At 58.0% G+C, this 15,389-nt stretch carries 7 protein-coding genes; 5 read left to right on the top strand and 2 right to left on the bottom strand.

Going from position 1 to position 15,389, the window contains the following annotated elements; all coding sequences use genetic code 11:
* Positions 1-85 precede the first annotated feature (85 nt).
* The 5 genes from prmA to pbpC all read left to right on the top strand — a co-directional run bounded on the left by prmA (position 86) and on the right by pbpC (position 10,623).
* On the top strand, positions 86-967 hold the full coding sequence (gene prmA / locus CBE72_RS00375) for a 50S ribosomal protein L11 methyltransferase (RefSeq protein ID WP_100141825.1): 882 nt from the start codon (positions 86-88) through the stop codon (positions 965-967).
* A gap of 152 nt (positions 968-1,119) precedes the next feature.
* A complete protein-coding gene (gene dusB, locus CBE72_RS00370) occupies positions 1,120-2,091 on the top strand; it encodes a tRNA dihydrouridine synthase DusB (RefSeq protein WP_100141824.1) in 972 nt (323 codons plus the stop codon).
* Between the two features lie 14 nt (positions 2,092-2,105).
* A complete protein-coding gene (fis, locus tag CBE72_RS00365; protein ID WP_025011339.1) occupies positions 2,106-2,411 on the top strand; it encodes a DNA-binding transcriptional regulator Fis in 306 nt (101 codons plus the stop codon).
* A gap of 287 nt (positions 2,412-2,698) precedes the next feature.
* Positions 2,699-8,341, top strand: a complete 5,643-nt coding sequence (locus CBE72_RS00360; protein WP_100141823.1) for an alpha-2-macroglobulin family protein — start codon at positions 2,699-2,701, stop codon at positions 8,339-8,341.
* The gene (gene pbpC, locus CBE72_RS00355) at positions 8,338-10,623 is read left to right on the top strand and encodes a penicillin-binding protein 1C (RefSeq protein WP_100141822.1); all 2,286 of its coding nucleotides are present in this window, start codon (positions 8,338-8,340) and stop codon (positions 10,621-10,623) included. Before CBE72_RS00360 ends, pbpC begins: the two co-directional genes overlap by 4 nt.
* 137 nt (positions 10,624-10,760) lie before the next feature.
* On the opposite strand, the gene CBE72_RS00350 is transcribed toward pbpC, so the two are convergent.
* Together CBE72_RS00350 and CBE72_RS00345 are read right to left on the bottom strand one after the other, a co-directional pair.
* Positions 10,761-13,610 carry a M16 family metallopeptidase gene (locus CBE72_RS00350; protein WP_100141821.1) on the bottom strand — a complete coding sequence of 950 codons (2,850 nt, stop codon included), beginning with the start codon at positions 13,608-13,610 and terminating at the stop codon, positions 10,761-10,763.
* Between the two features lies 1 nt (position 13,611).
* Complete coding sequence (locus tag CBE72_RS00345; RefSeq protein ID WP_100141820.1) at positions 13,612-15,384, bottom strand: ABC transporter ATP-binding protein/permease; 1,773 nt, start codon at positions 15,382-15,384, stop codon at positions 13,612-13,614.
* Positions 15,385-15,389: the final 5 nt, after the last annotated feature.

Raw genomic sequence — 15,389 nt, 5'->3', positions numbered from 1 at the left:
CGCCCTCTTTACCCCGCCGTGCTGGCAAGGCCGATGGCCTATGGCTTACAATAGCGCTTTATTGTCCCCCACGAGAGAAGATTCCATGCCCTGGATCCAGTTACGCATCCACAGCAGCAGCGAGCACGCCGAAACGCTCAGCGACCTGTTGCTGGAGGAAGGCAGCGTGTCCATCACCTTTGAAGATGGTAAAGATACGCCGATTTTTGAGCCCAAACTGGGCGAAACCCCGCTGTGGGCCGACACTGTGGTAGTCGCCTTGTTCGATGCCGGCACAGATCTGACTCCTACGGTCGAGATGCTCAAGCAACTGCCCTTCCTCGAAGGCAAGCTGAACTACAAGATAGAGCAGATAGAAGATAAAGACTGGGTCCGCGAATGGATGGACAGCTTCCACCCCATTCAATTCGGCAAGCGTCTGTGGATCTGTCCCAGCTGGCGTGAAATCCCGGATCCCGAAGCCGTCAACGTGATCCTGGATCCCGGCCTGGCCTTCGGCACAGGCACTCATCCCACAACGGCCCTGTGCCTTGAGTGGCTTGATGGCCTGGATCTGCAGGGTAAACAGCTGGTCGACTTCGGCTGTGGTTCCGGCATTCTGGCGGTCGCCGGTCTCAAGCTGGGCGCAACCAACGCCATAGGCATAGACATAGACTACCAGGCGATAGACGCCTCCCGCGACAATGCCAAACGCAACGGCGTGGATGACAGACTCAGCCTCTACCTGCCTGAGGATCAACCCAAAGGCATTCAGGCCGATGTGTTGGTTGCCAACATTCTGGCAGGACCGCTGCGGGAACTGGCCCCCCTGATCGCCGAGTTGGTGCGCCCGGGTGGCAAACTGGCACTGTCCGGCTTATTGCAGGAACAAGCCGAAGAAATCCGCGAATTTTACGCTCAATGGTTCGAGATGGACGAAGCGGTTCACAAAGAAGATTGGAGCCGCTTGACAGGAGTGCGCAAATAGCGTTAAAGGCGGCGCCAGAGCGCACTGGCGCTGACTTCCTGCCTGTCAAAAGTCAAGTAAAAAAGTTTTGCTCAGGTCATTTATTGACCTTTTCACCGCTGGCAAAAAGGCGTACTATAGCGCCCCTTTGAAGAGCAAGGTGAAACAGTAAAATGCAGATTGGACCCTATCAACTGATGAATCAGCTGATCGTGGCACCAATGGCAGGTGTCACCGATCAGGCCTTCCGCAATCTCTGTATCCGTTATGGTGCTGCCATGGCAGTGTCAGAGATGCTTTCGTCCAATCCCGACCTTTGGGACACAGACAAGAGCCGCCAGAGAATGACGCACTCGGGTGAAGAAGGCATACGCTCAGTACAAATCGCCGGGGCTGACCCCGATAATATGGCTTGGGCCGCCCGCTACAACGTAGAGCAAGGCGCCCAGATCATAGATATCAACATGGGTTGTCCGGCAAAAAAAGTGAATAAAAAGCTCGCGGGTTCTGCCCTGCTGCAATCGCCGGAACTGGTAAAGAAAATACTGGATGCCGTGGTTGCCGCCGTGGATGTACCGGTGACGCTGAAAATTCGCACGGGTTGGGCTCCAGAGCACAGAAATGGTGTTCAAATCGCCCGGATTGCCGAAGAGAGTGGCATTACGGCGCTCGCGGTTCATGGCCGCACTCGCCAATGCATGTACAAGGGTCATGCCGAGTACGACACCATCAAGGCGATCAAACAGAATGTCTCGATTCCTGTTATCGCTAACGGGGACATCGATAGTCCGGAGAAGGCGCGTTTTGTGCTGGATTACACAGGTGTCGATGCCCTGATGATAGGACGGGGTGCCCAGGGAAGGCCTTGGATTTTCAGAGAGATCCAGCATTACCTGGACACAGGTAGCAAGCTAGCGCCCATAGGGATGGCAGAGCAGCGTCAAGTGATGCTGGAACATCTAACCAAACTTTATGATTTATATGGGGAAGTAAAGGGCGTCCGCTTCGCCAGAAAACATATGGGATGGTACCTGGACCAGGAAGAACAGCGCCAGTTCCGTGCCGACTTTAACCGGCTGGAAACCGCTGCAGAACAATGTTCCATGGTGGAACGTTTTTTTGATGAATGTGTACTAGATAAATAAAGAGCAGAATACGAATGTTTGATCAGACAACTCACACAGAAGCTCATCAGCTTACCGTAGGCAAAATCGAAACCGCTAACGGCACCATCAAGCCCCAGTTACTGCGCGATGCTGTAAAGCGCGCTGTCAGCAACTTCTTCGCTCAGTTGGACGGTCAAGAAGCTCAGGAAGTTTATGAAATGGTGCTATGCGAAGTTGAAGCACCTCTGCTTGATATCATTATGCAGCACACTCGTGGCAACCAGACCCGCGCCGCTAACATGCTGGGCATCAACCGCGGCACACTGCGCAAGAAGCTGAAAAAATACGGCATGAACTGATAACCAGTTCGCTAGATGCTGTAACAAAAAAGGCTTACCCATAAAACGGTAAGCCTTTTTTGTTTTACCCTCCATGAAGACACTATATTGTTGATCCTCACCGACTTATCAAAGCAACACAGATGAAAATCAGCCTGATTGTTGTACCATATAGCCACAGTTACAGAGGCGATATCGAATAGGGCATCACAGCATCGGCCCGGTCTGATTGACATCGGCGACTGACATCTTTAAAACGTCACCCAACTTGGCGATAGCGCTACGAGACACAGCAAGGACATGGACTGATGGGACAGCTTATAGGAAATTTCTTCTCGGTAGTTTGGCGAGTTCTCGCTGCCGTTTTTGGTCACTGGCAGGCTCCGCCCTGGATGCATTGGTGCATAAAACATCCCTTTAAAGCATTGGCAAGCCTACTGCTGCTATCTGTATTGACTGTGCTTTGCTGGGGCGGCTGGTATTGGTACCAGCATTTACCCAAGCCCTATACCCTGCATTATACGCTCAAGGCGCCGCGGCTGACCGATTACCACCAAGCCAAACCTCAGGTCGCTCCCTTGACCCTGACCTTCAGTGGCTCGGTCGCGCCTTTGGATGTCATAGGCAAACCTGTCTCCAAGGGCGTCAGTCTCAGCCCCCAACTCGCCGGACAGTGGCGCTGGGCCAGTGACAAGCATCTGCAATTTACTCCGGATAACGACTGGCCGATTGCGGAAAAGTTCGCGGTCAGCCTAGATAAGAAGCAGCTGCTGGCAGACCATATCTTACTGGATAAATACCAGAGCGAATTCAGCACAGCCGCCTTCACCGCCACCATCTCTGAGGGGCGTCTGTACCAGGATCCGGCCCAGCCGAGTATTCAAAAGCTGGTCGCCACCCTGGCCTTCAGCCACCCGGTGGACACGGCCTCGGTCAAACCCCAACTGGCGATATTGCTGAGCCCCGGCTTGACCTACAGTGGCAATGGCGATACCGAAGTCACCTTCGACGACAAGCATCTGTTCGCTTACATACATTCTCCTGCGCTCGCCACGCCACTTGAGCAGAGCACTGTAACCCTGGAAGTCAGCAAAGGGATCCAGGCGGCTAAGGGCGGCAACAAGGCGGACAAGAGCCAATGGCAAGTAGAGGTTCCCGGCCGTTATCAGCTGAGCTTTAAACAGGCTCAGGTCAACTTCGCCTACAACGACAAGGATGAACCCGAGCCGGTACTGACAATGGAAAGCTCACGTCCGGTCAACGACGAAGCGCTTCAAGGCAAGGTACATGCCTGGTTGCTGCCGCTGAAAAATCCCAAGGGAAGCCGTCACTGGTATCAGGAAAATGTCACCGAGCAGGTACTGGCCAAGGCCGACAAACTGACCTTGACTCAGATCCCCGGTGCCGAAGGCCTCAACCAGTTGCACAGCTTCAAGCTGAAAGCTCCGGTCGATCGCTACGTGGCGGTAATGGTGGATAAGGAAGTCGAAGGCCAAGGGGGTTATCTGTCCCGCGATGCCGTGCTGACTGTGCTGCGAATGCCGCAATATCCCAAGGCGCTCAACTTCCTCGGCGAAGGCTCCTTGCTGACTCTGGACGAAGATCAACGCCTCGGCTATCTGGCCCGTGGGGTGCAAAAGGTACAGATTGAAGTCGCCCAGTTGCTGCCTGATCAGCTCAATGCCCTGATAGATCAAAGCTCGGGCAGCTTTGCCGAGCCCTACCTCAACAACACAGATTTCGACCGTTTGGTCACCCGTCAGGTGTTCAAGCAACAGCTTGCCGGGCGCGATCCCAGCAAGACGCTCTACGGCAGCGTCGACCTCAAGCCCTTCTTCAAGGACAAGCGTGGCATCTTTGTGGTCAAGCTGACTCCGGCCGATGAAAGAGACAGCCAAACCTTCGACTATTACCAAACCGAGGCCCACGATCTGCGTTTTGTGGTCGTGACAGATCTGGGGATACTCGCCAAACGCAGCCGTGATGGCAGCCAGGATCTGTTCGTGCAATCCCTCGGCAAGGGGACTCCAGTGGCCGGAGCCCGTGTGGCCGTCATCGGCCGCAACGGTTTGCCGGTAGCCGAGGCTTTAACAGATGAACGCGGTCATGCAAGCTTTGCCAAGCTTGGCGATCTGCGCCGGGAAAAGACCCCGCTCTACTATCGGGTCGAAAAGGATGGCGATCTCTCCTTCCTGCCGCTGGCTGATTGGCGTCGCCAGCTCAATCTGTCCCGTTTCGACACCGGCGGCAGCTATGAGAGCGACGATCCCGGCGCCCTGAGAGCCTACCTCTTCACCGACCGCGGGCTGTATCGCCCCGGTGAAACTGCTCATATCGCCAGTTTGGTGCGGGGGCAGGACTGGAGTACCGCCCTGGGTGGTCTGCCGGTAAAAATGCAGATCACCGACCCCCGCGGTGTAACCGTGCTGGATCGCACCTTCAAACTCGATGGCAGCGGCTTTGACAGCCTGGACTTCAGCGCCGGTGAAACCGCGGTTGCCGGTGACTATCTCGCCACTCTATCCCTCATCAAAGACAGATACCGCCTCACGCGTCTTGGGGATGTCACCTTCAAGGTGCGCGACTTCGAGCCGGATCGCATTAAGGTGCGAGTCTCTCTGGGCACCGACAAGCAATTTGAAGGCTGGCGCAAGCCGCAGCAACTCAAGGCCGAGGTCTTGGCCGAGCAACTCTTCGGCGGCCCGGCGAGCGATCGTCGAGTCAGCGGCGAAATGGTGCTGTCACCAACCGATATCAGCTTCAAAGCCTGGCCCGGCTATCGCTTTGGGGTATTGGGCAAGCTCAAGGAATCGTTCCGCGAAGACTTGAGCGAAACCACCACAGACGGCGAAGGCAAGGCTAGCCTGGACTTGGCGCTGGACCGCTTTGCCGGCAGCACTTACAAGCTGCACTTGCTGGCGCGGGTATTTGAAGCCGGTTCAGGCCACGGCGTCAGCGCCCAAGACCAGCTACTGGTATCCGATGCCGACTGGTTACTGGGCTACAAGAGCGATGGCGATCTGGACTTCATCAGCAAAGACGGCAAGCGTGTGCTCAACCTGCAAGCCGTTGGCCAGGACCTTCAAGGTGTGGCTACCGAGCTCAAAGTCGAGCGTATCGCCCGGCGCTGGGTGTCTGTGTTGGTGAAACAGAATGACGGCACCTATCGCTATGAATCGCGCCGCAAAGACAAACTGCTGGGCAGCAGCGCCCTGAGTCTGGCCGCAAGCGGTGGCCAATTGGAACTCGACACCAGGGAGCCGGGTGACTACCGCCTGCGACTGCTGGGTGAAAACGGCCGCCAGTTGAACCAAATAGATTACAGCGTTGCCGGCAGCGGCAACGCCAGTCGCACGCTGGAGCGCAACGCCGAGCTGGAACTGACGCTAAACAAGGCAGAATATCTGCCGGGTGAAAGCATTCAGGTGGCGATTCAGGCCCCTTACAGCGGCGCCGGACTCGTCACCATAGAGAGAGACAAGGTTTACGCCTTCAAATGGTTCAAGACCGACAGCACTCGTTCGTTGCAAAGCATTACCCTGCCGCAAGGCATTGAGGGCAATGCCTATATCAATGTGCAGTTCCTGCGGGCACCGGACTCGGAAGAAGTCTTTATGAGCCCGCTGTCCTATGCCGTGAAACCCTTTAAGGTGGATCTCGGTGAGCGGCGTCAAGCCATAGCCCTGAGCCTGCCGGAAAAGGTTAAACCCGGGACGCAACTGGATATCGACCTCAAGCTGCCAAGCAAAGCCAGAGTCGTAGTATTCGGGGTTGATGCCGGTATTTTGCAGGTGGCCCGCTATGAAGCGCCGGATCCACTGGCGCACTTCTTCGACAAGAAGGCTCTCAGCGTAGATTCGAGCCAAATTCTCGACCTGCTGCTGCCGGATCTCAAAGTGCTGATGCGCCAGGCTGCCCCCGGAGGTGACGCCGCCGCGCTGCTGGCAGCCAACCTCAACCCTTTCAAGCGCAAGCGCGCCAAGCCTGTGGTCTACTGGTCGGGTATTCGTGAGTTGGCCGCCGGAGAGCAGCGGCTGCAATATACAGTGCCCGACAGCTTCAACGGCAGTATCCGCTTCTTTGCCGTCAGTGCCACCGAAAGCGGCATAGGCACCAGCGAGGCCAGTGTCGCGGTCAAGGCGCCTGTGGTGATGAGCCCCAATGTGCCGGCTTTCCTGGCACCCGGCGACAGCGCCGATGTGACTGTGGGACTCTATAACACAGAAGCCGAGGCGCAGGATGTTACCCTGACCCTCAGCCTGAGCGGCGCCCTTCGCAGCGACCTGCAACCGCAGCAGTTCCATATCGAACCGGGCCGAGAGGCCACGGCGCACTTTGCAGTCAAGGCAGGCGAAAATCTGGGTCAAGGGGAGCTCCACTGGAAGCTGGCCACCAGCGAAGGCGAGCTCAAGATCAGTGAGAGCATCTCGGTGCGGCCGTTAACGCCCCACCGTTTAACCCTGGCCACGGCGGTGCTCGACCGTGCCGAAGCCAAGCTCAAACTTGACCGTCAGCTGTTTACGCCGTTCAGCAAGGTGGAAGCGGCCCTCGGCAACAGCCCGCTGGTTTGGGCTCAGGGGCTGAGCCACTATCTGGACAACTATCCTCACGCCTGTACCGAGCAGTTGGTATCCAAAGCCGTACCGGCGCTGCTGCTGGGCAAGCCCCAGGATAATCTCAATGACTTTAACCAACTCATTGGCCAGTTGCGTAGCCGCCAGAACAGCAGCGGCGGCTTCGGTCTCTGGGCCGCCAACCCGATAGTCGAGCCTATGGTGGCCTTGTATGTGGTAGACATGCTGCTGGACGCCAAGGCCCAGGGTTACCCCGTGCCCCAGGATCTACTGGACAAGGCCAACAGCTATCTGTCGAGCGTAAGCTCCGGCCCCAGCAGCGGCCTGGATGAGCTGCGCGAGCGTGCCTATGGCGCGTATCTGCTGGCCCGCCAGGGCGTGCAGGTTAGCGGCGCCCTGGCCGACATCCGCGAGCGTTTGCAGCGCTACTATCCCAAGGATTGGCAAGCGGACATCGCCAGTGCCTGGCTGGCCGCCAGCTTTACCCTGATGCAGCAGCAACAGTTGGCCGAGCCGCTGTGGCAGGCGCAGAAGTGGCAGCTGCTTGAGGACAAGCCCAAGCGCCTCGGCCTCTACCTGGATCCCATGGTGCACGATGCCCAGCTGCTGACACTCATCGCCCGTCAGGCGCCACAGCGCCTGGATGACCTGCCGGAACAACTGTTGCCGCGCATGGGCCAGTGGCTCAGCGAGCAGCGTTACAGCTCGCTGTCTGCCGGTACTCTGATGCGGGCACTGACCGCCCTGGATAACTCCCGCGGCGATCAGGGGCTGGCCATGCAAGCCTTGGTCGATAAGGCCTGGCAGGCACTGAGTCTACCCAAGACCCAGCTGCCCCTCGGCAGTGAAGAGGTGAAATACCAGAAAACCGGCAGCAACGATGCCTTCTATCTTCTCAGCCAGCAGGGATTTGACCAAAGCCCGGCCAAGCCTTTCAGCCAGGGGCTGGAGGTGAGCCGCGACTATCTGACCCTGGAGCAGCAACCTCTTGCCAAGGTCAAGGTCGGGGATGAATTCCTGGTCAGGCTGCGGCTGCGCGCCACAGATATGGACAAGTTGCAGCAGGTGGTTCTAATAGATCTGCTGCCCGGCGGCGTGGAGCCGGTTTATCGTGACAAGGATGACAGCTTCGATGGCTGGCAGCCGCCTGTGGGGATGGCTCAGCACAGCGACTGGTCGCCACAGTGGCTCAATGTACGTGAAGACCGCCTGGTGCTCTACGGTACCGCCTGGCGCGATGCCAAAACCTTTGTCTACAAGGTTAGGGCCACCAATGTTGGCCAGTTCCAGGTGCCGCCCGCCTACGCCGAGGGGCTGTATGATCCCCTGGTTCAGGCTCAGGGCCCAAGTGGTGAGTTGGTGATCGAAGCGCCATGAAACGCCGCTATTTGTGCCTGCTGGCCCTGGCAGCCTTGCTGCTGGGGCTGAGACTCTGGCCGGCACAACCTTTTTCCAAGCTGGCACCCAGCTCCCGCATGGTGTTGGCCGCCGATGGCAGTCTGCTGCGGCTGACGCTGGCCAGTGATGGCCAGTATCGGCTCTGGCAACCCCTGGAAGGGGTTTCAGACAACATGGTGCAAGCCATCTTGCTCAAGGAAGACCGCTATTTTTACTTCCATCCCGGTATCAACCCGGCGGCCACCGCCAGGGCGATAGTCGCCACCTATCTTAAGGATGATCGCCAAGGCGCTTCGACCCTGACCATGCAGCTGGCCCGGCGGGTTTACAACATCAACAGCCGCCAGGTTGCCGGAAAATTGCAGCAGATGCTGGCGGCGCTCTGGCTGGAGCTGCGTTACTCCAAGCATGATATTCTCGAGGCCTATCTCAATCTGGCGCCCATGGGCGGCAATATTGAAGGTGTCGGCGCTGCCAGCCGCATCTACTTTCATAAAGACGCCGGTGAACTGTCACTCAGTGAAGCCCTCAGCCTGGCGGTCATGCCGCAAAGCCCGGCGCGCCGCGCCCGCTTCGGCGCCGACTTTCAGGATGCCCGCGACCGTCTGGCGTTGCTCTGGCAACAAAGCTATCGCGACGATCCCCGCAACAACGGCCTATTGACCCTCACCGCCATCGGCCATGACCGCACTGAGCTGCCATTTCTGGCGCCGCACTTCAGCCGCCGCCTGCTGCGGGATAATAGTGACACCCTAATTCACAGCACCCTGGACGTCGGCTTGCAGACCTTGCTGGAGCGGCGCCTTGGGCTGTATATCGAAAGTCAGCGCCATCTAGGGGTCAAAAATGCCGCCGCAATCCTGGTGGACAGCCGCGATCAGAGCATCAAGGCCTGGATAGGCTCGGCAGACTTCTTCGATACCGATATCCAAGGGCAGGTGGACGGCGTCAGCGCCCGCCGCTCGCCGGGCTCAACCCTGAAACCATTTCTGTTTGGCCTGGGCATAGATCAGGGGCTCATACACCCGCTGAGCATACTCAAGGATGCGCCCACCGCCTTTGGCAGTTTCCAACCGGAGAACTTTGACCACAGGTTTACCGGTCCCATCAGCGCCCACGACGCCCTGGTCAAGAGCCGCAATCTGCCGGCCGTGTGGCTGGCAGGACAAGTAAACCAACCCAATCTCTACGGCTTCCTGCGCCAGGCCGGTATTCAGGGGCTCAGGGGTGAAAGCCATTATGGTTTATCCCTGGCGCTGGGGGGCGGCGAGCTGACCATGGCTGAGCTGGCGCGGCTGTACCTGATGCTGGCGAGCCAGGGCCATGACTATCCGCTGCGGGATCAACAAAGCCAGCCCATCAGCCCGCAAGGAAAGAGCTTGCTGAGCCCGGCCGCCGCCTTTATGGTGCGGGACATACTCAAGGACAACCCCCGCGCCGACGGCCTGCCCGGCAGCAACTGGACAGTGGCCTGGAAAACAGGCACCTCCTGGGGGTATCGCGATGCCTGGAGCGCCGGTATCACAGGCCCCTATGTGTTGGTGGTCTGGGTGGGCAACTTCGATGCCACCCCCAACCCGGCCTTTGTCGGCGTCCGTACCGCCGGGCCCCTGTTCTTCGCCCTCAGCGATGCCTTGCAGGGCGCGCTGCCCGGCACGGCCGACATGGCCAACACGCCGCCGGATACAGTAAAAAAGGTAGCCTTCTGCGCCGCCTCCGGCGAGCTGCCCAACCCTTGGTGCCCCAAATTGGTCGATGGCTGGTATATCCCGGGAGTTTCCCCCATCAAGGTCTCCACCTTGCATCGCCCGGTGTGGCTGGATAACAAAACCGGCGCCGCCGTCTGTCCGCCCTACGATCCGGCAATTCACCACCAGGAGGTGTTTGCCTTCTGGCCATCAGACTTGGCGGCCCTGTTCGAGCAGGCAGGTTTACCCCGCAGGAGGCCACCGGAGCTTCCGGCCGCCTGCAGCCAAAGAGTCGCGGTCAGCGACTCGGCCCCGCTTATCCGCTCCCCCTTGAAGGGTGTCACCTACAGCCTGCGCCAAAGCGTGGCCAATGAACACATCGCCCTCAAGGCCGACGCCGCCTCCGACAGCCAAATACTCTACTGGTTTGCCGGTAACAGCCTGCTCGGCCAGAGCCTGCCGGGCCAAACCCTGGAATGGCGCCCGCCCAGAGCAGGACGCTTCCAACTGTCGGTCAGCGACGACAAAGGCCGCAGCGCCAGCAGACTACTTCGAGTAGACATGCTGCCTTGAGCCCTCTCCCTTGGTGGCAAGGCTCATTTCTACGACACGCAAACAAAAGGCTGATCGTTTCCGACCAGCCTTTTCCATTCAGAATCTAAGACCAAGGCTTAAGCCTTGGCATGAACCAATCGATAAGCTCTCTCTCGCTACGCTTGTGTTGCTGCCGGCTCCAACATAAAGACCTTCTTATGCTGTCCAATGAGTTGTTGCAGCAGTTGATTGGTCTGCTCCAATGTCAGATCATTCAGCGTGTTATCAGTCTCGGCCAGCTCCTGAAGTCGCCCTTCATCGGCCATGGTCTGTGCCAGCGCGGCGCTCCAAAAGGCGGCGCTTTGGCGCTGTTGACGCTGCAACACGGCCAGGGTTTGCTTGGCCTGTTTGAACTCGGCCACACTCATGCCTTCGCGCACCAGATGCTGCACTACAGTATCGGCGTCTGCGGCCAGCGCCTCGGCCCGCTCAGGCGCCGCGGTGAAATTGAGCCGTCCCAGATAATAAGCCGCCGGGTCACGCGCCAATAGCTGCGACATCTGGATCACATAAACACCGGAAGCCTCGGTGCGCAGTTTCTGCCGCAGCCTTTGGTTCAGCACCTGCTCTATCAGTTGCATCGCCATGCTGTTTGCCGCACTCCACTTCGCATCCTGGCTGTATTGGATCTGTACCATGGTTTTCGGGCTGCTGCTCCAGGGGTAACGGCGCTCCATGGACTCGGCCTTGGGGCGAATGTTGCGATCAGTCCAGCTCTGCGCCGTTTTGCCCTCCTGTTTGGCAAGATGACCGAGCCAGAGGTTGGCCTGCTCGCCCAATTGCTTGAGCGGCAGATTGCCGCTGATGCTCAGCACCATGGCGCCCGGGTCACCCAACAGTTGCCTATCTAATTGCTCAAGCCTTGCCAGCTCTGATGCAGGTTCACTGCCCTGCATCAAGAGCAGCTCTCCGTTCTCAAAGGCGGCTTGTGTGATGGCGTCCATAAAGCGCCGCTCGGCGGGCATATGATTCCGCTGTTGCTGAATGGCCTGCTGCTGCCTGCTCAAAGCCTCTTGGCAATACTTGGGCTGAGTCAAACGCAGGGCAAATAGCTTGAGCAGCGGCGCCAGGGTATCGGCGGATGCCTGACCACGCAGGCCATGATGCAGCAGCTCGGCATAGGGGGTGATGCTGATGCCGTATTGCTTCTGCAAAGCCAGCAGATCCCGGCCCGAATATTCGCCGATACCGCAGGAGGATGGCAGGTAAAGCGCCTGGCTGACATAGCCCTTGGTGTTGTGGTTCTCCAGAGAGCGGCCCCCGGGAAGGCGCAGATCCAGCTGAATATTATCGGTCAGCATAGGATCGCTGTGCAGCAGCAAGGTCAGGCCATTGGCCAGTTGCCAGCGCTCGCTGCGCACCTTGGGCAAGGCGCCAAGCGCCGGCAGTGATGCTCTATCCACAACCTTATTCATCGCCGGCGGCGTTAAGTCCAGTGTCAGTTGCCTGGGTTTGAGCGCAAAGGCGCCAGGCGTGCTCGCCAGCCCTTGCTGCCAGGCGGTCAGCAGACTATTTTTATTGAGCTTTTCGGCGTCTGTGTCCGGCCCTATGAGGGCAATTTTGACCTCGGCCTGTTGCAGCAAAGACTGTACCGCCGCCTGCAGATGCTCGGGTGTGACCTCGGCGAGGAAGGTCTGGGTCATCTGCCACTCTTGCTGCTTGTTCAGCATAGGCATTTGAAAGCTGACTGCATTGGTCAGTTGCTCAAGCAGATAACCGCTTTCATAGCGCGACTCGCTCAGCGCCTGCTGTTGCAAGCGCGCCAACAAGGGCCCCTTAACCGCATCCAGCTCGGCTTGGCTCACCCCTTGGCTCGCCAAACGTTTAAGCTCGGTGGCAAAGCGCTGCAACGCTGCGCCATAGTCGGCATCGAGCGGGTGCAGAATCGCCAGATGCTGAATTCGCGAGGGCGATAGTACCGCGCTCTGATCGCCGAGCTGCGCCTTGGCAAACAGCTGTTCATCCACCATCAGGCCGAGACGACGGTTCAGTACCGCCAGCCAGAGCCTGTCGAGCAGATCCCGCCATTGGCCGTTGACACTATTGAGCGGCGCGGGCAAGGGCTGTTGCAGCATGAGTTGGATGAAACGCTGCGATTGCTCGGGATCCAACACAGTTTGCAGTTGCACCTCGGCAGCAGAGGCATCGAAACGACCCCAGTCGGCGGTGACTTTGCTGTCGCCCTTCGCCATAGGCCCGAAGAAGTGCTCGATATGCTGCCGAGCGTCTTCGACATCGAATTCACCGGCCATCATCAGCACCATATTTTGCGGTTGATACCAGTCCTGATAATACTGCTTGGCCAGGGTCACAGGCGCAGTGCGGATCACCTCGGGTAGACCTATGGGATTACGCTCGGCCAGTTCGCTGCCTTGATAACGCAGTTGCTCCAGGGCGCTGTTGATCCTCTGCCCTAGCCCCTGACGCAGACGCCACTCTTCGATAATCACTTCCCGCTCGCGCTCAAACGCTTGGGGATCGAACGTCAGCTTATGCCCCCACTGGGATAAGATTTTCAGTCCCAACGCCACTTGTTGCTCATCGGCGGCGGGTAAAGACAACTTATAGACGGTGGAAGCAAAGCTGGTTACCGCATTGACATGACTGCCAAGGCTGATCCCCTGCTGCTCCAACTGTTTAAAGCTTTGCTGATCCGCAAACGCCTCTGTGCCCTTGAACGCCATATGTTCAACGAAATGGGCCAAGCCCTGCTGGGCGTCGGTTTCCTGCAGCGAGCCGGCCTTGACCAGCAGCCTGAGTTCCACATTTTGCCGCGGATCTTTCCTGGGCAGCAGCATCACCTGCAAACCATTTTCCAAGGTATAAGTTTGCAGCTCTGGCCTCAGTGGCAAACTGCCCTCGGCAAGCGGCTGCTGTGATTGTTGCAGCGACTCTGGTTTCGGCTCAGTAGTGCTTTGGCAAGCCAGCAGCAAACCGGCCAGCAAACAGACTATCAAGGGTTTCATTTCAGACCTCCCTTAAGTGGGTAATGGTAGCTGGCGGCAACAAGCAATGATTGTCTCGTTCCAGAGAGATAATCTCATCGGCCAACTGATGCAGTGGCAATTGATGGCTAACCAACACTATGCCGGCCTTGGGCAACTCGGCGCGCAATAGCTGCAGCAGCGAAGTGGCGGCGGCTATGTCCAGCGCCGAGGTGGTTTCATCCAGCAGGATCAGCTCAGGGGCGTTGAGTAGCAACCGGGCAAACATCACTCTTTGCTGCTCACCGCCCGATAACCGCTGCAGCCAGTTATCAGTTTGTTCGAGCGTGTCCTGCAGCTCCCCTAGCCCCACCTGCTGCAACACCTGGCGGCAACGTTCGTCGCTAAACTTCTGAGTGGCAGCCGGATAACAGATGAGCGACTTGAGTGAACCCTCCGGCAGATAAAGGCGCTGGGATATCCAGCAAGGACTGACCCGAGTTGCCAGTTCCCCGCAATAGCCATCCCAGAAGCCAGCCAGGGTTCGTAGTAAACTGGTTTTCCCGATACCGGAGCGGCCGTGCAGTACCAGCAGCTTTCCCGGTGAGAGTGAAAGGCGCAGTCTTTGCAGCAGCGGCCGACCATCCGGCAACAAGAGATCCAGACTGGCCTGCAACAGCGGCACGGCCTGTGAATCGAGCACATTAACACTTTTCTCTGGGACACTATCGGTTGCAGCTGAGGGCTTGGCGGCGACTGCCGCCTCGGGCCGCGGCGTATCGGCAAACAGACTGGCTTCAAAATGACTCAGACGCTCGATTGTGGCGCTCCAGCGCGCCAGGTCTTTATAGGCGTAGATAAACCAACTGAGGGCACTGGCCACCTGGGTGAAAGCCATCTTTATCTGCATCAAACCGCCGAGCTGAATTGCCCCGGCAAGAAACTTGGGCAGAGCAAAGAATATCGGCGCCAGCATGGTGACCTGGCTGTACCCTGTTGTGAAGAAGGCCAGATTACGCTCCTTGGACATCAAGGCGTACCAGTTACCGGCTACCCGGGAGAAGCTTTGCGCCAATGCCTGCTGCTCGCAGTCCTCACCTCGCTGACCGGCAATGGCCTCACTATGGTTACGACGCTGCACCAGAGCGATACGGAAATCCGCCTCGCGCTTTTGCTGCTGAAAGTTAAGCCGGTGCAATGGCCTACCCACCTTGTGGGTGATCAGGGTGCCTATCAGGGTGTAGAGCAGGCAGACCCACACCATGTAGCCAGGTATGGTCAGCTCGGCATCGCCCAAGGGAATGCTGATCTCGCCGGACAGCGTCCAGAGGATCACCACAAAAGAACCTATGGTGAGTACAGAGCGCAGGAAGGACAACAGCAGATCCAGTGAAGTGTCCACCAGCAGATAAACATCCTCGGCGATGCGTTGATCCGGGTTATCAGGCTCCTGCTGCCCAAGCTGGATTCGGTAATGGCGACTGTCCGGCGACAGCCAACGGCTACAGAGATCCCGGGTCATCCATTCACGCCACTGAATGATGAGTTTTTTCTTCAGGTAGTCGGCGTACACCAACACCAGCACCAAGGCGACTATGATCAGCATAAACTGCTGCAACAGGGGGTAAATCAGGCTGCCATCCAACTGCTGCAGCGCGTTGAAGAAGTCGCCGTTCCACTGGTTGAGCTGCACGCTGAACCAGACCGAGGAGAGGCTTAAGGTCAACACCACCAGCAGCAATGCCAAAGCCGGTAGCCGTTGCCGATTACACCAAAAAGGTTTTATCAAATGCCAGAACATGGCCAGATGTTTCATATTGG

Source organism: Shewanella carassii, from assembly GCF_002777975.1.
GTDB lineage: Bacteria > Pseudomonadota > Gammaproteobacteria > Enterobacterales > Shewanellaceae > Shewanella > Shewanella carassii.
Note: the sequence above shows the minus strand (reverse complement) of the source record. Positions and strands in the feature narration are given on the sequence as shown.

Excerpts from the sequence above, each read along its gene's own strand:
- dusB (WP_100141824.1), top strand. The coding sequence starts at position 1,120 with ATGCAGATTGGACCCTATCAACTGATGAATCAGCTGATCGTGGCACCA.
- CBE72_RS00350 (WP_100141821.1), bottom strand. The coding sequence starts at position 13,610 with ATGAAACCCTTGATAGTCTGTTTGCTGGCCGGTTTGCTGCTGGCTTGC.
- CBE72_RS00360 (WP_100141823.1), top strand. The coding sequence starts at position 2,699 with ATGGGACAGCTTATAGGAAATTTCTTCTCGGTAGTTTGGCGAGTTCTC.
- CBE72_RS00345 (WP_100141820.1), bottom strand. The coding sequence starts at position 15,384 with ATGAAACATCTGGCCATGTTCTGGCATTTGATAAAACCTTTTTGGTGT.
- fis (WP_025011339.1), top strand. The coding sequence starts at position 2,106 with ATGTTTGATCAGACAACTCACACAGAAGCTCATCAGCTTACCGTAGGC.
- prmA (WP_100141825.1), top strand. The coding sequence starts at position 86 with ATGCCCTGGATCCAGTTACGCATCCACAGCAGCAGCGAGCACGCCGAA.
- pbpC (WP_100141822.1), top strand. The coding sequence starts at position 8,338 with ATGAAACGCCGCTATTTGTGCCTGCTGGCCCTGGCAGCCTTGCTGCTG.